The following is a 19,156-nucleotide window of genomic DNA, read 5'->3' on the forward strand; positions in this document are numbered from 1 at the left end:
TAAAAACCAACGCGGCATAGTTTTTTCCTTTCCCTCTTTACGTATTACGTACTACAAAAGTTTCAATAAAAAAAGCGCTAGTTTTATCCAGCGCTTTTATAGTTTAAAGTTAATTTGAATAATACCTACTTTACGAAGAGCATCGTATAAAATAACTAAAGCCGGTCCTAAAAATAATCCGACAAAGCCTAAAAGTTTAAATCCAATGTACAAACTAACTAGTGCAGCCAAAGGTGAAATACCCATATTTGTAGAAAATACTTTTGGTTCTACTACACGTCTTACTACCGTAATGACTCCAAATAGAATAAATAAGCCGATTGCTAATGAGTCATGCCCTTGCGTAAGAGCAAAAATCCCCCATGGAACGAGCACCGAGCCTGTCCCAAGGATTGGTAAGATATCGACAATTACAATTAATAAGCTAAGCAGCGCGGTATACGGAACATCTAATAGCCAAAGCCCTACATAAGCCATTACAAACGTCATGACACTTAAGATAATTTGTGCCTTAATAAAACCAACCCCCGCTTGGATAAGCTGAGTGATGACAACTTGTAGCTTATATTTCGTTTCTTCTGTTAAAAATGACTTAATTTTATTTTTAATAGCAGGCAGCTCAAGGCTGATAAATACAAGCGCTACTAAATAAATAAGAAACTCTAATAGAAACCCAGGAACAGTAGCAGCAAAGCTAATGATGATTTCCACGGTACTTTTTAATAGAGAATCTAATGAATTTACGGTTTTTTCAAGCGTGCGCTCGATAGAAGAAATCACTTCTGTAGGAAGAGCGTTTGAATAGTATTTCCACTTAATAATAGTTGGATAAATCGCGGTTTCATAGATTTCTTTTACAAAGGAAGGCGCTATTTTTGAAAGAGCAACCACTTGCGTAACGATTGTCCGAACAATAAAAAATCCAATAAGTATGAGCGAAACAACATATAAAATGAAGGTCATAAGCACTGCGTAGACTCTCTTCATTTTAAAAGATTGATGCAATTTTTGAACAATACCCTCAAGCGCTAATGCTGTTAATAAAGCAAACACAATCGGTAAACTGTAAGGGATTAACAAACATACGATTACTATCGAGGCGATGACCCATATTCGCTTTTTCCACATACTCTACTATCCCCCAACTAGCTAAGCTATCTCTATATTTATTGATAAAGAAAGGAACCAGTGACTGCTTTTATGTAAGAATAAAATTTGGACATATTTATACCTGATGTTACATATTATAGGGTCAATTTCCATAATAATAAAGGAATTATTATGAAAAAAGCTACTTATTCTAATTTTTTGAATAGAATAAGTAGCTTTTTAATTTATAAATTAGCCGGCTCTCATGACCTCTGTACCTTTTTTAGGGTCAAATTTGCCTTCAGATTTAGACATCACAATTGCTGCTAGTGTGTTTCCTACTAAGTTAACAACCGTGCGTGCCATATCCATGATTCTGTCTACTCCAGCAATGAAGGCTAATCCTTCTGCCGGAACGCCGATTGTTCCAAGAGTAGCCAGTAATACAACAAATGATGTTCCTGGCACCGCAGCCATTCCTTTAGATGTAACCATCAATACCAGAATGAGCGTCAGCTGTTGAACGATCGTTAAATCAATACCGTACACCTGCGCTAAGAATAACGCTGCAATCGCTTGATAAAGAACGGAACCATCTAGGTTAAATGTATAACCAATTGGTACAACGAACGATACGATAGCTTTTGGACAGCCCATCTTTTCAAGTTTTTCCATAATTCGCGGAAGAACTGTCTCAGAACTAGATGTACTGTATGCTAACAACAGTTCATCTTTCATATAGCGGAATAAGTGGAAAATGTTAATTCCTGCCCATTTCGCGATTCCTCCTAATACAACAAGTAGGAAGAAAATTAACGCTAAGTAAACTAAGATAACAAGCTTTCCTAATGAAAGGAGTGACTCTAAGCCGAATTTTGAAACTGTTACACCAATTAAAGCAAATACACCAATTGGCGCCACTTTCATTACAAGGTTTACCACGTGAAACATTGCGTGAGAAACGCCGTCGAAGAATTGTACAACTGGCTTTCCTCTTTCCCCAATTGCCGCTACTCCTAGTGCAAATAACACTGTAAAGAAGATAATTGCTAGCATATCTCCTTCAACAATTGACTGGAAAAAGTTTGTCGGAACAATGTGTAAGAAAGTTTCAGCCACTGACTTTCCTTCTTGCTGTTTGGATGTTTCAACATATTGTGAAATATCACTCTTCTGTGCTGAATGAATGTCTACACCTTGCCCAGGATGAAAAATATTAGCAACCAATACACCGATTATAATTGCAAAAGTCGTAATAATTTCAAAATAGAGAATGGTTTTAACGCCGAGCTTTCCGACCTGTTTGCCGCTCCCTGCTCCTGCAACTCCAACGACTAAGCTTGAGATAACAATTGGAATAACAATCATCTTAATTAATCTTAAAAATAGGTCTCCTAGCGGCTGTAGGTATGTTACTACACGCGGATCGTTAAACCAAATTACCCCTACAAGAACACCGAGGATTAATCCGGTAAAAATCTGCGTAGCCAAACCAAAACGAATTTTTTTCATAGATGTACCTCCCCAAAGATGTATGACATTTGTATATACTTTTCTGAAAAAACAAAAAAAGACTATTCTTAAGAAAGAACAGCCTTTTACTTACGCTATTTTGGGCTCTTTCTCTCAATAAAGCAAACGGGGTTAACTGTCGGATTCGGAATTGAGAGTTTCCTACCTTTTGTAAGGATTCACCCCAAGGCAGCTTTACTGCCGATAATGATTCCCCCGCTCTATACGATTAAGCTTATTATTCAGTTTTTATAAAATTAAAACGATCTATACGTTGTCATACGTTTTTTACAGTCAATAAAACTAAACAGAAGTCTTACTTTTACTTAACTTTATACTGCACAAATATTAATTTACTATTTTTCGACACGTTTTGTCAATACCCATGTTTATAAAACGCTTTCAAAAGGCGATAATATATATTTATACAAAAAAGCTATTGCAATGTTGCAATAGCTTTTTCTTGCTCTTTGAGTCTCTATTAGAAGTTTAAGGGACTAAAAAACACGCATGTTTATTTTATAAAAATACAAAATATAGAATAGCTGCTAACACAATTCGATATAGTGCAAATGGTACTAATTTGATACGATTAATTAATTTCAGGAAAAAGCGAATAGACACCAGCGCAAAAATAAAGGCGCTGATAAAACCAGCAATAAAAAACGGTAGTGCATCTGATGTGAAATACTGCCAGTTTTTAACCAATGAAAGTCCACTTGCTCCTGCCATGATTGGCACTGCCATAATAAATGTAAAATCTGCCGCTGCCTTATGGCTCATTCCAAGAAGAACCCCTCCTGAAATCGTTGAGCCTGAACGAGAAAAACCTGGCCAAAGAGCAATACATTGAAACAGTCCTATCCCCAGTGCTTGTCCATAAGACATTTGGTCCACCGTCTCTACACGCGGACGTTTAGGTCCAAACAAATCTGCTAGAATCATTAATACAGCTCCGACTACTAAGCCAATTAGCACCGTATTTAAAGAAAACAAATGTTCATCAATATAATCATCAAACAAAAGTCCTAACACTCCTGCGGGTAACAGACCAACAATTACTTGCATTAAATTCAAGCGATTTGTCGGTCCAATTGGAGCGGCTGGCTTTTTTCCCAATCCTAATAAATTAATGAAACGATCTTTAAAAATAACTACTACTGCTAAGATCGACCCTAGCTGAATAACAATTTTAAATGTATTAGCTACGGGAGATGAAAATAATTCTTTTGAATTTAACCACAGGTCATCCACAATAATCATATGCCCAGTTGACGAAACAGGAGCAAACTCTGTTAAACCTTCTACAATCCCTAAAATGATTGCTACAATAATTTCCCACATAAAGCTATATACCTTGCCTTTCTTTCAAATTAATAAGCTTATCGCTTCGTTTTCCATGCTCAACTATTTTCCTATTTTGACACTTGCTTTTTTATCATAATTGTTAAAACTATGAAATACAATGTGTATTTGCAAAAAGATAAGAATCTTTAATAATTTGTAATAAAAACCTTACATGCTATAACCAAAAAACAAGATATCAGCTTTTATTTGTTTTAAAAAGCAGTCGCTATGTTCGGTATAAATTCCGGGTCCTTAGCTAAAAATGAATCATCTAGACTATTTTTCTTTAGTGTGAAAAAATGACTAAATCATTATGTTTTTTCCATCCCCTTTACTGTCATCTATCATTTTAATCAACTAGTGCTTGCTTATACGACATATCCCCTAAGTAATTTGAAACTTTTTTCTCTCTTTTCTCGTATATAGTAGTATCTTTTTTAGGAGGCTTTTTACTATGAATGGAAATGTACGTACAATGAAATGGGTCACTGCTGGGTATGAAGCCTTGCTGGGAATTCCTTTAATTGGCGCGGGGATTGTTATGGGCTTTAGTTATACTCCTCTTTTTATTGGATTTATTCTTCATGCTATCACACTCATTTTAGCTAATAGACGAGGGTTATCTGCGTATGGAAACATACTAGGGATTGTTACTTCACTGGTTGCTTGGATTCCATTTTTAGGGTTTGTTATGCACATTATTACAGCTATTGTGATTGCAATCGATGCTGCTAGACAACGTTGATTGTCTAGCTTTTTTTATTTAAGGGTTGATTTTTTACCGAATGATGGTAAACTTAAGCCGTAAATTGAATAATTTGAATGTTATTTCTACTAGGGGTGTCTGATAGCTCAGACTGAGAAAAGAGTGCTATAAAACTCTTTAACCCTTTGAACCTGATTTGGGTTATACCAGCGGAGGGAAGTAGTCTTGAAAAGAATAGTATATGTTTATTCTTTTTTCGCCTATTCCATCGGGTTCTGTCTATCACAGAACCCGATTTTTTTATGGTTCGGTATAGCTACACTTTATGCGAAACCGGAGGAATATGTAATGTCAAAACAAAATGTATCAGTTTCTATGAAAAAGCCTTTTCCAAACAGTCACAAAGTATATGTCCAAGGATCCAGAGAAGATCTTAAAGTGCCTATGCGTGAAATCCATCAGTCTCCTACTACAGGATCTTTTGGGGAAGAAGAAAATAATCCCGTACGTGTATACGACACGAGTGGTGTTTATACAGATCCCTGTTATGAAATTAATTTACAAAAAGGATTACCGGCTCTGCGCGAAAAGTGGATTGCAGAACGAAACGATGTAGAAACATATCAAGGCCGTACGGTTCAGCCACAGGATAACGGTTATTATGATGGTGATCCAAGAGATCAGTACGAGCGCTTTATCACTAATCGTTTACCTTTGCGCGCGAAAAAAAATCAAAATGTAACGCAAATGCACTATGCGAAAAAAGGAATCATCACGCCCGAAATGGAATTTATCGCTATTCGTGAACAGATGGATCCTGAAGTCGTGCGTGAAGAAGTAGCAAGAGGACGTGCCATTATCCCTAATAATATCAATCACCCTGAGAGTGAACCGATGATTATCGGCCGCAAATTCCACGTAAAAATCAATGCTAATATCGGAAATTCAGCTATTCGTTCAGCTATTGAAGATGAAGTAGAAAAAATGACATGGGCAACGCGTTGGGGAGCCGATACAATTATGGATTTATCAACAGGAAAGGATATCCACACAACGCGCGAATGGATTATCCGCAACTCGCCTGTTCCTGTAGGGACTGTTCCTATTTACCAAGCGCTTGAAAAAGTAAAAGGTGTTGCAGAAGATCTAACGTGGGAAGCATATCGCGATACATTAATTGAACAAGCGGAGCAAGGTGTTGATTACTTTACTATTCACGCAGGTGTTCTTTTACGCTATATTCCTCTAACAGCGAAACGTACGACAGGTATTGTTTCACGCGGAGGATCCATCTTGGCGCAGTGGTGTTTAGCTCATCATGAAGAGAACTTTTTATATACTCGCTTTGAAGAAATCTGTGAAATCTGTAAAGCATACGATATTTCTATTTCGCTTGGCGATGGGCTGCGTCCTGGTTCCATTGCAGATGCTAATGATGAGGCACAGTTCGGTGAATTAGAAACGCTTGGTGAACTAACTAAAATTGCTTGGAAACACGATGTTCAAGTTATGATTGAAGGCCCTGGACATGTCCCTATGCACCTCATCAAAGAAAACGTAGATAAACAAATGGAAATATGCCAAGAAGCTCCCTTCTATACTCTTGGACCGCTTACAACCGACATCGCTCCAGGCTATGACCATATTACATCAGGTATCGGGGCTGCAATGATTGGCTGGTTTGGGACAGCTATGCTTTGCTACGTAACGCCAAAAGAACATTTAGGTCTGCCAAATAAAGAAGACGTTCGAGAAGGCGTTATCACCTATAAAATTGCTGCGCATGCCGCTGACCTAGCAAAAGGCCATCCAGGAGCACAAAAACGCGATAACGCGCTGTCTAAAGCAAGATTTGAATTTAGATGGAATGATCAATTTAACCTGTCACTAGATCCAGAGCGCGCAAAAGAATATCACGATGAAACACTTCCCGCTGAAGGTGCTAAAACAGCCCATTTCTGTTCAATGTGTGGACCTAAATTCTGTTCGATGCGTATTTCTCAAGATATTCGTAACATGGCTCAAGAAAATGAAAAAGATGTAAACGAAGTAAGAAAAGAAGGAATGAAAGAAAAAGCTAAAGAGTTTGTTAACAGTGGTTCAAATATCTATCAATAATGAAGTAGAACAGCTTAAAGAACAAATTAAGCAGCTTGAAAGAAAGTTATTATTTGTTCAGCAAAATTGTCAGCACATTATCGTTGAATCCTCACATTCTTCCGTAAGACGCTGCATTAAGTGTTTCTATCAGCAAGAAGCAAAAGCTGAGCCAGAAATATTTTAGTTGAAGAAAAATCCGAACGATTCATCGTTCGGATCTTTTCATTGTGATGGTAAACGTAGACTTCATATCTGTAGCTGCTTTCTAGCTATTGATTCAGTTATGTCTCCATCTCTTTATCTTTTTTTGAAACGTGCTTTCAGCACGTTCTTGACCCAATATAGTATTTTAATAATAACCCAGCCTATAAATGTACCTAGCGTATTCAAAAAGATATCATCAATATCAAATACTCGTTCCGTTAGCTTGTACTGTAAAATTTCAATCAGAAAACTGATTAAGAAACCTGTCGTAAACACTTGAATAAAACCGTCAAACCACTTCATAAACAAAGGAATAAACATTCCAAGCGGCGCAAACATCACGATATTCCCCAGTATATTTGTCAGAGTGAGCATTATATTCCCGCTGTCCCACATCAGACGGATCGTGCTAAATAAATCCAAGTTCATTGCTTTTCCGTAAACATGTTCGTTTTCCCGTATGAGAGTAGCATAAATGACCACTGCCGTATACGCAATAAATAGAATGAACATGACTTTTTTAACGATTGACCTGATGCTTACATTCACTTCAACATCACCTTCTTTGACTCCCAAAACCATTTATTATTATCTATATGTACCCGTCCACTGCTTTCATTCGTAGTGAATGCATTTACATGCTTTTTTATCCTATCACATCAATAAATAAATACAATTCCCTTTATACAATTTTATTAAACTTGATTCTTTATAAATAAAAATCCTCATTATTTTATGCTACTCATTTCATTAATTTCTACATATATAAATAATAAGAAGCAGCGAGTAACACTTCGCTGCTTCTTATTTAATCTGGATAATAAGGATTCAAATGGATTAATACTTCCTGAATATTATCATGTTTTTTCATAAGTGTTGCTTTGATTTCTCGTCCTAAATCATGACCTTCCTTAATTGTTTTAAAGTGGTCAATTGAAATACGTACATCCACTAATATGTAATGGCCATGTTCTCTTGCTCGAACGCGATCAATCCGCTTCACATCTTCAAATTCATAAATGCTTTCTTCAAGTTCTTTCAGTAGCTCTTCATCAATATTGCCTTCCATTAAGATTTGAAAAGACTCTCCCATCATTTGTCTGGCAATGTTAAAAATTAAATAAGCAACAAATATACTTGCTATTTTATCTCCGTATAACAGCAGTTGAACATCCATTTTATCACCAATAATCGATAATAAAACACCAATTGCCGCTGCAATAGAAGCAACAATATCTGCTTTATGATCAAAAGCAATTGCCTCAATTGCCTTACTGTGGTGCTGCTTCGCTACGTTTAAAGAATAACGGTACAACAATACCTTTGCTATGTATGAAATAACAGCAATCCACATGGCTAAAATATTTGGAGATTCAACCGGATGGAATAAACCAACGACTCCTTCAAATACCACATAAAATGATACAAGCAATAAAATAATTCCTACGATTCCTGAGACAATCACTTCTGCTTTTCCATGTCCATATGGATGGTCATCATCTGCTGGTTTATTTGCTACTCGTATAACCAATAAGACAATAATAGAGGCAAATACGTCCGCTGCAGAGTGAATACCATCAGCAAATACAGCATCACTATTTCCAATCCATCCTACTATTACTTTTCCTAGCGTAAGAGCAATATTGCTCCATACGCTAATCCATGCTACTTTTTTCGCAATGGACTCCCTTATACTGTTGTTCATTTGCACACCTCGACTTACTTCTTGAAAAATCAGCTTTTTTATCTTATCACTGCTCATTCAAGTGGGTCTAGAGCAATCTATTTTCGCTTAGCTATATATGTTTCAGTACCGCAAAATTACTGATAACCCACAACATGCTCCTTATTATTTCTCCGCCAACTTCTTACGGTCTGTTGCCATTGGAGGTTCTTCCATCCAACCTTGCTCAATCATAATCCGAATTCCAGCTTTTCCGTACTTTCCTATACGTCCAATTAGCTGAGAAAATTCTACTGCTACATCCGAACGGAACGACATAGACAAGCCAGCACCGCAGTTATCAATAGCGATCGTCACCGCTGTGGAAGTATGATACATCATCAGTTTATCTGAAAACGGTGAAATCGTTGAGTTGGTTACATACGCATCAAGCAGACGCGGACTTGGTAAATCAGCTTCAGACAGTAACTCGGTAAAGTGCTTGATTTGCTTACTCGCAAGCTTGACTCCATCAAAAAAATAAGAGCGTAATTTTTGTGTGGTAGCTACTTGACTAAAGGCCAGCATCAGCGTTTTACCTAATACATTTGTATTAACAATTTCTTGAATAGCCGTAACCTCCAAAGAAGTTAGAGGATGCATTTGAGAGAAAAATGGTGATATAAACGTTTTATGATCCACAAAATTCACTTTTACAGGATAAGGAATAACCGGAGGTCTCATTAGCATGCTTTTTCTTAAAATAACGTGGTTAGAATCCTCTAAAAGACTGTCGCTTTCTTTTACACACCGAGACAGGTGATCATAAATATCTTGCCTTCTCACTGCGCTTAGGGCTCTGGCATATTTTTTCATACCTCCAATTGCCATTTCATTTACATAAATAGCCATAAAAATATCATCAAATAAAGCAGGAACTCCTTTGTTCACATCTTGTTCCCCAAAACCTACTGGTATTGGAATTTTTTCCGAACTGAATAATTCCGTCAATTCGTCTACATGAGTTTGTGAAATCTGATGGGCTTTTTTTAAGAGCTCCTTAATCTCGGCATCTTTTACAACAGATAGAAAATACCCAAGAACACATACATACAGCGTATCGCCTAAATATTGCGCCCATAAGTAACCTAACTCAGCTGCGTTCAACCGCTGATTTTGTTGATGTTTTTGCATTTCGCTCTTTATATTTTCGTTCATTCACTTATTCTCCTTTTGGATAAAGTCGTACTTTTACTATCTCCAAAGAAGCGCTGAATAAACCGCATAAAAAAGACCTAGATAACAAGTCTAGGCCTTTTAGGTTAAGCATATTTCTGGTCTTCTGTTTCTTTTCTAAAAAAGCTTTTCATCGCGTGAAAAACGTCTGATTTTTGTTTTAAAATAAAGTGTCTAAAACTTTCGTCTTGAATATTTTTGTACGCAGACATTAAAGTGGAATGTCGATTGTACTGATTCACTTCCCCATATCCAAACATATTTGACACTTTCATTAATTCATTTACTAACTTTACACACCTTGCGTTATCTGAAGTTAAGTTATCGCCATCTGAAAAATGAAACGGGTAAATATTATAGCGGCTCGGATCATACTTTTGGTTAATTAATTCAAGCGCTTTTCGGTAAGCAGATGAACAGATAGTTCCTCCGCTTTCTCCTTTAGAGAAAAAGTCTTCTTCTGATACTACTTTTGCCTCTGTATGATGCGCAATAAATTCAATTTCCACTGTTTCATATTTCGTACGTAAAAAGCGTGTCATCCAAAAGAAAAAGCTTCTTGCCATATACTTTTCCCATATGCCCATCGAACCGCTCGTATCCATCATAGCTAAGACGACTGCTTTCGATTCTGGCTTTATAACTTCATTCCACGTTTTGAATTTTAAATCCTCCGGGTAAATAGGATGAAAAGCAGCCTTTCCTGTCATTGCGTTTCGCTTGTAAGCACTCATCATCGTTCGTTTTTTATCGATATTCCCCATCAAACCTGTACGTCGTATATCATTAAACTCAATGTGCTCCACAACAATTTGATCAGATTCTTTTCGCTGGAGATTAGGCAGTTCTAATTGAGCAAATAAAGCCTCTTGAAGCTCCATAAGAGACACTTCTGCTTCAAAGTAGTCTTCTCCAGCCTGGTCCCCTGCTCCTTGACCTTTTCCTGCTCCTTTTTGACCATCTCCAGCAGATCCATCACGTGCTACTACATCCCCAACTTTACTGTCTCCATCACCTTGACCCACATGTTTGTTTTTATCATAATTGTACCGAATTCGATATTCATCCAATGATTTGATCGGAATTTTAACAACTTCTCTTCCATTGGACATCACGATATTTTCTTCTGTAATTAAATCCGGTAAATTATTTTTAATTGCTTCTTTAATTTTTTCTTGATGTCTTTTTTGATCATCGTGGCCTTTACGATGGAGGGACCAGTCTTCTTTTGAGACAGCAAAACTTTTATCTACTTCTTTTCCCACGCTATTCCCCTCCTTATTTAAAAAACACCTGCACATTTTTACTCGGCATGCATAAGCTATACCGAAAGTTTCTGACAAATACCTTTAGTTCAAAGGTTGGTTACTCTTATCCTATGCGCAAGAATGGTATACTTGCTAACTAATTCTTTCACTATTAACTATTCATTTTATAGTGTCTAGTGTCATGTATATGTTTATGACTTATCATATGATGGTTAAGTGCAATGCGTACTACACATTAGCCTAATTATGCAGAGTTTATTTTAAGAGATAAGAAAAACATGGCACAGATCGGAAGTGCCATGTTTTCTTGTTAGTACTGAGTTATCGATTTAACAAACTTCCTACATAGCGCAGCAGTTCATTAGCAGATACTGAATTGTATCCATGCTCATCAATCAATCGAGCCACTACTTCATTTACTTTCTTCAGCTGCTGCTCATCTGGTGTTTTAGTGGACGTTGTAATTTTCACTACGTCTTTTAAATCCGCAAACAATTTTTTCTGAATGGCTTCGCGTAAGCGCTCATGGGAATTATAATCAAATCGTTTTCCTTTACGTGCATAAGCCGAAATACGAATTAAGATTTCTTCGCGGAATGCTTTTTTTGCATTTTCTGAAATACCAATTTGTTCTTCAATTGAACGCATTAATTTATCATCTGGATTTAACTCTTCTCCTGTTAGCGGATCACGAAGCTTATTTTTGTTGCAGTATGCTTCGACATTATCTAAATAATTATCCATTAATGTTTTAGCGGACTCTTCATACGAATAAACGAACGCTTTTTGCACTTCTTTTTTAGCAATTTCATCATATTCTTTACGCGCCAGAGAAATATAATTCAGGTAACGCTCTCGATCCTCAGCAGAAATAGATGCATGCTGTGCTAGCCCTTCTTTCAATGAACGCAGTACATCTAATGCATTGATTGATTTAATATCTTTTCGAATGATGGTAGATGAAATGCGATTAATGACATAACGAGGATCAATACCGCTCATTCCTTCATCCGTATACTCTTTTTGTAACTCTTCTACGTCTGCATCGTTATAGCCTTCTACAGATTGACCGTCGTATAGGCGCATTTTCTTTAATAAATCGATATCGCCTTTTTTAGGCTCTTTTAATCTCGTTAATGTAGTAAAGATAGACGCAATACGTAACGTATGAGGGGCAATATGAACATCTGATACGTCACTTTCACGAATCATTTTGTCATAAATTTTTTCCTCATCACTCACTTTTAAGTTATATGGAACAGGCATTACAATAATTCGTGAATGCAAAGCTTCATTTTTCTTATTGGAAATAAACGAGCGATACTCTGTTTCATTTGTATGCGCTACGATTAATTCGTCTGCACTAATTAAAGCAAATCTTCCTGCTTTAAAGTTTCCTTCTTGGGTTAAAGAGAGTAAATGCCATAAAAACTTCTCATCACATTTTAACATCTCCTGGAACTCCATCATTCCCCGGTTTGCTTTATTAAGCTCTCCGTCAAAGCGGTAAGCACGCGGATCTGACTCAGATCCATACTCTGCAATTGTTGAAAAGTCAATGCTTCCTGTTAGGTCGGCAATGTCTTGAGATTTCGGATCAGAAGGACTGAACGTTCCAATTCCAGTTCGTTTGTCCTCTGAGAAGAAAATGCGTTCGATAATGACGTCTTCAATTCTGCCGCCATACTCTTCCTCTAATCGCATTGTATTTAAAGGAGATAAGTTTCCTTCGATTCGGATACCATACTCTTCAAAGAAGTCTTTACGTAAATGATGTGGAATTAAATGCAGCGGATCTTCATGCATTGGGCATCCTTTAATAGCGTAAACAGCTCCTCGATCAGTAAGCGAATAAGCTTCAAGCCCTCTTTTTAACATGGTCACTAGCGTCGATTTACCACCACTTACTGGACCCATTAAAAGTAAAATACGTTTACGAACATCTAAGCGCTTTGCAGCTGGATGAAAATATTCTTCCACCAAGCGTTCTAGCGAATCTTCAAGTCCAAACATTTGTCCACTGAAAAATTTATAATGTCTTTTACCATTTACCTCTTCAATTCCTGCATCCTTTATCATGTTGTATACTCTAGAGTGTGCAGGCTGAGCAATTAAAGGCTCATCTTTAATCAGCTTTAGGTACTCTTCAAATGTCCCTTCCCACTTAAGACGATTCTCTTCTTCGCGGTATCTTTCAACTTTCTTTAATATATCCATTAAAGGACCTCCCCTACTAGTTATGGTGCTAGTGAACAAGATTAATACAATCTATGCAGCAAAATGTTTGAACATGCTTTTTAAATTGTAAAATTCAGAAATTTGTCCTTGCTAGGCATTCACAGTAAAGTATTTATTAGCTATAATAAAAGAGTAAGAAGGAACGGCTAAACTTTGTTAGAGAACTTATGTCTCTAGAAGAGTTATTTTGTCATTATTATCATCATGAGATATGGGAAGTCGGTTTTAACTGCAGTAGCTATATAATCCTTTTAATTAGATTGAGGAGGAAAATCAATGCGCTTACTTTTAGTATTAGGAGTAACAATTGCTTTTTTAGCATCCATCTTCAGAGCGGGATACAATGATAAACCGGGCGTTAAAAAATAACCACTACATATCATCGTCGACATAAATAAAAAAGCGAGGTTCAATAAAAATTGAACCTCGCTTTTTACTTAAGATAAACCAGCATAATTTTGTTGACGCAGCGCTTCATAGATTAAAATAGCTGCTGTATTAGATAAATTTAAAGAACGAACATTTTCTGTCATCGGTAAACGAAGACATCTTTCCATGTTCTCTTCAATAATGTGCTTTGGCAGACCCTTTGTTTCTCTTCCAAATACGAAGAAATGATCCTGCTCTAAGTCACTATAATCAAATGTTGTATGTGGCTGCTGACCAAATTTTGTGATGAAGTAGAAACCTGCTTCAGGATACTTTTCGAATACTTCCTCTAATGAATCATGATACACCACATTTACAAATTCCCAATAATCCAATCCAGCTCGCTTTAACATTTTATCATCTGTTGAAAAGCCTAACGGACGAACTAAATGCAGCGTCGTATTTGTTGCTGCACATGTTCGCGCAATATTTCCTGTATTTGCTGGAATTTCTGGTTGAAATAACACTACGTGTACTCCCACAAATTTTCACCTCTGCTAACAAATCTATTCATCATTATACCACTAACTTGCTAAAACGAAAGACTTACCGATCAACGATATGGAAAAAATCATACTTAATCTTTGGCGTGTAAGCCGTTGAATCTTCATAAGCCCAATATCTCATTCGACTATTATACGTGTTCGCATTCACAAGAGGCATACCGTGACCGTCTTTTGCTACAACAATCGTCGTATGATTCCATCTTCCATCTCCTTCAAAATCGTAGCAGATAACGTCTCCCGGGACAAGTTCGCTTGCTGAAGATTTCCTCACAGCCCGAAGTCCTGATTTGGAGTTACTTAAATAGCTGTGCATGGAATGAGCAACTGCCCAGCTATAGCTCCAGGCGTTCCCTCTCATCCACCATCCGTTTGCTTTTTTAGGATATCCCCGCATCGGCGCCTTTCCTGCATGCAAACACTGTGAAATATAGTTGGTGCAGTTTACCTCAAACTGCTTATAACTTTCATTAGGTTTATCCCAATGTTTTTCTGCATACTGAACAGCCGCAAGACGATCATAATAAGAGGCTCTTTCTTCGTCTTCCTCTACTTCTTCTACATCCATTTCAACCTCATCTTCAGAAAAACCCTTTACCAGCAGCTCATCTTGAATAAGCGTATCTTTATAAAAAAGAGCTAAACGATCTTCAATTTCTTCTTCTATATAGAAAAAATCGTTTTGTTTTAAAAATGCCTGAATGTGCACCTTATATAATACTCTTGTTTCTTCCTGATCCGTATGAGCAGATTGAATAGAACCTTTCATATTACATTTTAAAACATCAACTTCTCTTTTTTTTATAAGAGACCGCTTTAGCTCACACTGATGTTCAATGAAAGGCTTAAAGTCTTCATGAAGCTCACCTTTTACATAGCTGTCCGCACGCGCTTTAATTAAAGTATATAATACATTCCTTTTTGTTAGCATAATGTCACCACTTTTCTAAGCGTTTATTATACGCTATGACTCATTAGCTAACTTTATCAATAAAAATACGGTTTAGATCTCTTGAAGCATCTCTATACCTTTTGACATTTCTTCAATTACTTCTTGTTCCTTTTCTTTTTCTCTTAAGTTCATAAGTGTATCTAACGCTTCTTTATCGCCAATTTTGCCTAACGCCCATGCCGCTGTTCCTCGAATGACAGGGCGAACGTCATTTTTAATCAACTCAATTAAATCTGGAACGGCGGTTTGATCTTTAAAATGGGCCAGTGCAATAATGGCATTACGCTGAATTGGCTTTTTCCCTCTCCAAGAACCTGAAACATGTCCAAATTTCTCTTTGAACTCACGATTACTCATCGTTAAGAGCGGTTTTAATTTAGGCTTCGCAAGTTCTGGGTCAGGCTCCATCTCAGGGTGAAAATGAAAGTCTTTTCCTTTATTTTCAGGACACACAGTTTGACATGTATCACAGCCATATAAACGATTGCCTAATTTACTTCGAAATTCTTCAGCTAAAAATCCTTTTGTTTGGGTTAAAAAGGCAATGCATCGCTGCGAATTCAGCTGACCGCCTGTTACAAGCGCACCCGTAGGACACGCATCAACACACTTATTACAAGTACCACAACCGTCCTCTATCGGTTTATCAGGAGGAAACGGGATATCTGTAATCATTTCTCCTAAATACACGTAGGAACCGAATTCAGGTGTAATAATGGCACAGTTCTTACCGCTCCAGCCAATACCAGCTCTTTCTGCTACAGCTCGGTCCGACAGCTCACCTGTGTCTACCATTGATTGAAGGATAGCTGCAGGTACTTTTTCTTTTATGAAGGTTTCAAGCTTTTGAAGCCTATCACGTAGAACCGTATGATAATCTTGCCCCCAAGAAGCACGGCAAAAGATTCCACGGCGATCTTCCTTTGTGCTCTTTGGTGCATCCTTTAATTTAGAAGGATACGCAAGTGCAATTGAAATAATCGATCTAGCTTTTGGAACAACTAATGTGGGATCTACTCTCTTTTCAATATCAGGTTCTTCAAAGCCTGAAGCATAACCTAACTCTTGCTGTGCTAACAATCGATTCTTTAACTCATCAAACATAGAAGCACTCGCAAATCCAATCTTATCGATTCCAATCTCTTTGCTGTATGAAATAATTTCTTCCTTCAACTGATACGCATTCATAGTGAGTAATGGCCTCCTTTCTAAGAAATTCTATATATTCATGCATTGAACTGTTTTCTCACTCAATGAAATGATAGGATGGTATCTATAAACGAACAAATACTAATTATAATAGAAAGGATCAAAAAAATGAACTTTACATTATCGCCCGCTATTAAACAGCTTTGCCCTTCTTTTAAAATGGGAATCATTCAGTATAAAAATATTGAAGTTGGTAATTCTCCTCAAATGCTAAAAGGACGTCTGCGCCTCTTTCAAGAATCCATTTATTTTGACCTTGAGTCAAAAAAAGTAACAGAATTCGAAGGTGTTAGCGAGTGGAGAAAGCTTTTCAAAACATTTGGAACTGATCCAAGTAAATACCGTCCTTCTATAGAAGCTTTAATTAGAAGAATTGGAAAACAAACGTATTTGCCTTCTATCAATTCTGCTGTGGACATTAATAACTTTTTTTCATTGCAATATGAAGTCCCAATTGGAATTTATGACTCCTCTAATTTAGAAGGCCCCATCGAATTTACTATCGGTAAAAAAGAAGAGTCTTATGAAGCTCTAAATGAACGTAATATTTCTTTAGAAAATAAAATTATTTCAAAAGATACCCTAGGAGCTTTCGGAAGCCCTTATGTCGATTCTAACCGAGCGTACGTAACTGAAAAGACAACACAAGCTGTACAGTTCATTTATTTAAAGCCTTCACTTTCAGAAGAACAGGCTTATAAACTAACTAAATCCCTAAGTGACATGTTCATTCAAATTCACGGCGGCGAAGCCACCTATCAAGTCATTAACTGATGTACGTAAATATAGCGTCTATCTTTTCAAGATAGACGCTATATTTACGCTAAAAATAAAAAACGCAACATCTCAGCTTTGAAAGCGAGACACTGCGTTGTGATAACAATATGTATGGAGCGGGTGATGAGAATCGAACTCACGACATCAGCTTGGAAGGCTGAGGTTTTACCACTAAACTACACCCGCAAATATTATCAAAATTTGTCGACCGATAAGTAAAAATAAAAACAGGAATCACCCTGTCAAGTAAAGCTAAAGTACCGATGGTCGGGGTCGAACCGACACTCCCGAAGGAACACGATTTTGAGTCGTGCGCGTCTGCCAATTCCGCCACATCGGCAAAATAAAAAAGGCAAGTTAAAATTATAAATGGTGCCGAGGGCCGGACTTGAACCGGCACGGTAGTCACCTACCGCAGGATTTTAAGTCCTGTGTGTCTGCCAATTCCACCACCCCGGCAGCTTGTAAATAAATGGAGGCGGCAACCGGATTTGAACCGGTGATAAAGGTTTTGCAGACCTCTGCCTTACCACTTGGCTATGCCGCCATTTACTCAAGACTAAATAACTTTATTAAAATTGGAGCGGAAGACGAGGTTCGAACTCGCGACCCCCACCTTGGCAAGGTGGTGTTCTACCACTGAACTACTTCCGCATATATGGCTGGGCTAGCTGGATTCGAACCAACGCATGACGGAATCAAAATCCGTTGCCTTACCGCTTGGCGATAGCCCAATATTGGAACATGCATATCGTTTATAAATGGGGCGACTGATGGGAATCGAACCCACGAATGCCGGAACCACAATCCGGTGCGTTAACCACTTCGCCACAATCGCCACGTATATATGCAATGTTATTTTTATAATTGGCAGGGGCAGTAGGAATCGAACCCACACTGACGGTTTTGGAGACCGTAGTTCTACCTTTAAACTATGCCCCTGTAAATGGTGGAGGGGGGCAGATTCGAACTGCCGAACCCGAAGGAGCGGATTTACAGTCCGCCGCGTTTAGCCACTTCGCTACCCCTCCACAATAACTGTGGTGCCGGCAAGAGGACTTGAACCCCCAACCTACTGATTACAAGTCAGTTGCTCTACCAGTTGAGCTACACCGGCATTTTAAAAACAACTGTTTTTAAAATGGTGGCTCGGGACGGAATCGAACCGCCGACACAAGGATTTTCAGTCCTTTGCTCTACCAACTGAGCTACCGAGCCTTATTAAATTTAAAGTGGCGGTCCCGACGGGAATCGAACCCGCGATCTCCTGCGTGACAGGCAGGCATGTTAACCGCTACACCACGGGACCACTTGGTTGCGGGGACAGGATTTGAACCTGCGACCTTCGGGTTATGAGCCCGACGAGCTACCGAACTGCTCCACCCCGCGATGATAATATATGGTGGAGGATGACGGGATCGAACCGCCGACCCCCTGCTTGTAAGGCAGGTGCTCTCCCAGCTGAGCTAATCCTCCGTTATTATGTAGATAAAAATAAATGGTGACCCGTACGGGATTCGAACCCGTGTTACCGCCGTGAAAGGGCGGTGTCTTAACCGCTTGACCAACGGGCCACTGTGCTAATTAAATAAAAATGGCGGAGAGCAAGGGATTTGAACCCTTGAGACAGCGTTAACCGCCTACACGATTTCCAATCGTGCTCCTTCGGCCACTCGGACAGCTCTCCAAATGGCTCCACAGGTAGGACTCGAACCTACGACCGATCGGTTAACAGCCGATAGCTCTACCACTGAGCTACTGTGGAATAATAACAGCCTGGCAACGTCCTACTCTCACAGGGACAAAGTCCCAACTACCATTGGCGCTAAAGAGCTTAACTTCCGTGTTCGGTATGGGAACGGGTGTGACCTCTTCGCTATCGCCACCAGACATATTATATTATACATGATTTGATAAAGAAAG

15 protein-coding genes, 17 tRNA genes, 1 rRNA gene and 2 riboswitches are annotated in these 19,156 nt (G+C 38.2%); of the genes, 4 read left to right on the forward strand and 29 right to left on the reverse strand.

From position 1 onward, the window contains the following. Positions 1-96: 96 nt before the first annotated feature. The 3 genes from ytvI to AC1DEF_RS27335 form a co-directional block, all read right to left on the reverse strand. Positions 97-1,128 carry a sporulation integral membrane protein YtvI gene (gene ytvI, locus AC1DEF_RS27325; protein ID WP_013055188.1) on the reverse strand — a complete coding sequence of 344 codons (1,032 nt, stop codon included), beginning with the start codon at positions 1,126-1,128 and terminating at the stop codon, positions 97-99. A gap of 213 nt (positions 1,129-1,341) precedes the next feature. Next, positions 1,342-2,601, reverse strand: coding sequence for a cation:dicarboxylate symporter family transporter (locus AC1DEF_RS27330; protein ID WP_025753247.1), 1,260 nt, complete (start codon positions 2,599-2,601; stop codon positions 1,342-1,344). A gap of 106 nt (positions 2,602-2,707) precedes the next feature. Continuing rightward, positions 2,708-2,847, reverse strand: a riboswitch (cyclic di-AMP (ydaO/yuaA leader). Positions 2,848-3,120: 273 nt separating this feature from the next. After that, positions 3,121-3,945, reverse strand: a complete 825-nt coding sequence (locus tag AC1DEF_RS27335) for an undecaprenyl-diphosphate phosphatase (RefSeq protein WP_013055186.1) — start codon at positions 3,943-3,945, stop codon at positions 3,121-3,123. Positions 3,946-4,402: 457 nt separating this feature from the next. Here AC1DEF_RS27335 and AC1DEF_RS27340 point away from each other — a divergent pair, with 457 nt between their 5' ends. The 3 genes from AC1DEF_RS27340 to AC1DEF_RS27350 all read left to right on the forward strand — a co-directional run bounded on the left by AC1DEF_RS27340 (position 4,403) and on the right by AC1DEF_RS27350 (position 6,938). After that, on the forward strand, positions 4,403-4,693 hold the full coding sequence (locus AC1DEF_RS27340; RefSeq protein ID WP_043978114.1) for a hypothetical protein: 291 nt from the start codon (positions 4,403-4,405) through the stop codon (positions 4,691-4,693). An 81-nt stretch (positions 4,694-4,774) separates the two neighbouring features. Beyond that, positions 4,775-4,889, forward strand: a riboswitch (TPP riboswitch). 113 nt (positions 4,890-5,002) lie between these two features. After that, on the forward strand, positions 5,003-6,772 hold the full coding sequence (thiC, locus tag AC1DEF_RS27345) for a phosphomethylpyrimidine synthase ThiC (RefSeq protein WP_043978116.1): 1,770 nt from the start codon (positions 5,003-5,005) through the stop codon (positions 6,770-6,772). Further along, a complete protein-coding gene (locus AC1DEF_RS27350; RefSeq protein ID WP_034654651.1) occupies positions 6,750-6,938 on the forward strand; it encodes a hypothetical protein in 189 nt (62 codons plus the stop codon). Before thiC ends, AC1DEF_RS27350 begins: the two co-directional genes overlap by 23 nt. Positions 6,939-7,051: 113 nt before the next feature. On the opposite strand, the gene AC1DEF_RS27355 is transcribed toward AC1DEF_RS27350, so the two are convergent. The 8 genes from AC1DEF_RS27355 to queG form a co-directional block, all read right to left on the reverse strand. After that, the gene (locus tag AC1DEF_RS27355) at positions 7,052-7,507 is read right to left on the reverse strand and encodes a VanZ family protein (RefSeq protein WP_228459479.1); all 456 of its coding nucleotides are present in this window, start codon (positions 7,505-7,507) and stop codon (positions 7,052-7,054) included. Positions 7,508-7,766: 259 nt separating this feature from the next. After that, the gene (locus AC1DEF_RS27360) at positions 7,767-8,720 is read right to left on the reverse strand and encodes a cation diffusion facilitator family transporter (protein WP_016762881.1); all 954 of its coding nucleotides are present in this window, start codon (positions 8,718-8,720) and stop codon (positions 7,767-7,769) included. An 87-nt stretch (positions 8,721-8,807) separates the two neighbouring features. Further along, the gene (locus tag AC1DEF_RS27365; protein ID WP_097824836.1) at positions 8,808-9,839 is read right to left on the reverse strand and encodes a DUF3231 family protein; all 1,032 of its coding nucleotides are present in this window, start codon (positions 9,837-9,839) and stop codon (positions 8,808-8,810) included. Between the two features lie 104 nt (positions 9,840-9,943). Next, a complete protein-coding gene (yhbH, locus tag AC1DEF_RS27370; protein ID WP_013055180.1) occupies positions 9,944-11,122 on the reverse strand; it encodes a sporulation protein YhbH in 1,179 nt (392 codons plus the stop codon). Between the two features lie 324 nt (positions 11,123-11,446). Beyond that, positions 11,447-13,342, reverse strand: a complete 1,896-nt coding sequence (locus AC1DEF_RS27375; RefSeq protein ID WP_013055179.1) for a PrkA family serine protein kinase — start codon at positions 13,340-13,342, stop codon at positions 11,447-11,449. Positions 13,343-13,800: 458 nt separating this feature from the next. Beyond that, positions 13,801-14,274, reverse strand: a complete 474-nt coding sequence (gene trmL / locus AC1DEF_RS27380; RefSeq protein ID WP_016762878.1) for a tRNA (uridine(34)/cytosine(34)/5-carboxymethylaminomethyluridine(34)-2'-O)-methyltransferase TrmL — start codon at positions 14,272-14,274, stop codon at positions 13,801-13,803. 64 nt (positions 14,275-14,338) lie between these two features. Beyond that, on the reverse strand, positions 14,339-15,226 hold the full coding sequence (locus tag AC1DEF_RS27385; RefSeq protein WP_097824837.1) for an amidase domain-containing protein: 888 nt from the start codon (positions 15,224-15,226) through the stop codon (positions 14,339-14,341). 72 nt (positions 15,227-15,298) lie between these two features. Further along, a complete protein-coding gene (queG, locus tag AC1DEF_RS27390) occupies positions 15,299-16,435 on the reverse strand; it encodes a tRNA epoxyqueuosine(34) reductase QueG (protein WP_097824838.1) in 1,137 nt (378 codons plus the stop codon). Between the two features lie 129 nt (positions 16,436-16,564). On the opposite strand from queG, the gene AC1DEF_RS27395 reads away from it, so the two are divergent. Next, entirely contained in the window at positions 16,565-17,230 is a 666-nt protein-coding gene (locus AC1DEF_RS27395) for a B3/B4 domain-containing protein (RefSeq protein WP_097824839.1), read from the forward strand. 115 nt (positions 17,231-17,345) lie between these two features. Here the strand turns inward: AC1DEF_RS27395 and AC1DEF_RS27400 are convergent. From AC1DEF_RS27400 to rrf, 18 genes are all read right to left on the reverse strand, one after another. Further along, positions 17,346-17,419: transfer RNA gene (locus tag AC1DEF_RS27400), tRNA-Gly, on the reverse strand. Between the two features lie 72 nt (positions 17,420-17,491). Continuing rightward, positions 17,492-17,573 (reverse strand) — tRNA-Leu (locus tag AC1DEF_RS27405). 30 nt (positions 17,574-17,603) lie between these two features. Then, positions 17,604-17,692: transfer RNA gene (locus AC1DEF_RS27410), tRNA-Leu, on the reverse strand. A 14-nt stretch (positions 17,693-17,706) separates the two neighbouring features. Further along, positions 17,707-17,780 (reverse strand) — tRNA-Cys (locus AC1DEF_RS27415). Between the two features lie 32 nt (positions 17,781-17,812). After that, positions 17,813-17,887 (reverse strand) — tRNA-Gly (locus tag AC1DEF_RS27420). A 5-nt stretch (positions 17,888-17,892) separates the two neighbouring features. Continuing rightward, positions 17,893-17,967: transfer RNA gene (locus tag AC1DEF_RS27425), tRNA-Gln, on the reverse strand. Between the two features lie 28 nt (positions 17,968-17,995). Continuing rightward, positions 17,996-18,071 (reverse strand) — tRNA-His (locus AC1DEF_RS27430). A 30-nt stretch (positions 18,072-18,101) separates the two neighbouring features. Continuing rightward, positions 18,102-18,175 (reverse strand) — tRNA-Trp (locus AC1DEF_RS27435). A gap of 5 nt (positions 18,176-18,180) precedes the next feature. Next, positions 18,181-18,264, reverse strand: a tRNA-Tyr gene (locus AC1DEF_RS27440). A gap of 10 nt (positions 18,265-18,274) precedes the next feature. Next, positions 18,275-18,350: transfer RNA gene (locus tag AC1DEF_RS27445), tRNA-Thr, on the reverse strand. Between the two features lie 25 nt (positions 18,351-18,375). Continuing rightward, a tRNA-Phe gene (locus AC1DEF_RS27450) sits at positions 18,376-18,451 on the reverse strand. A 15-nt stretch (positions 18,452-18,466) separates the two neighbouring features. Next, positions 18,467-18,542, reverse strand: a tRNA-Asp gene (locus AC1DEF_RS27455). A gap of 3 nt (positions 18,543-18,545) precedes the next feature. Beyond that, a tRNA-Met gene (locus AC1DEF_RS27460) sits at positions 18,546-18,622 on the reverse strand. 11 nt (positions 18,623-18,633) lie between these two features. Beyond that, positions 18,634-18,709: transfer RNA gene (locus tag AC1DEF_RS27465), tRNA-Val, on the reverse strand. A 23-nt stretch (positions 18,710-18,732) separates the two neighbouring features. After that, a tRNA-Glu gene (locus AC1DEF_RS27470) sits at positions 18,733-18,807 on the reverse strand. A gap of 21 nt (positions 18,808-18,828) precedes the next feature. Then, positions 18,829-18,920: transfer RNA gene (locus AC1DEF_RS27475), tRNA-Ser, on the reverse strand. A 3-nt stretch (positions 18,921-18,923) separates the two neighbouring features. After that, a tRNA-Asn gene (locus AC1DEF_RS27480) sits at positions 18,924-18,998 on the reverse strand. 9 nt (positions 18,999-19,007) lie between these two features. Then, positions 19,008-19,123, reverse strand: a 5S ribosomal RNA gene (gene rrf, locus AC1DEF_RS27485). Positions 19,124-19,156 lie beyond the last annotated feature (33 nt).

Source organism: Priestia sp. 10L35 (assembly GCF_056395685.1).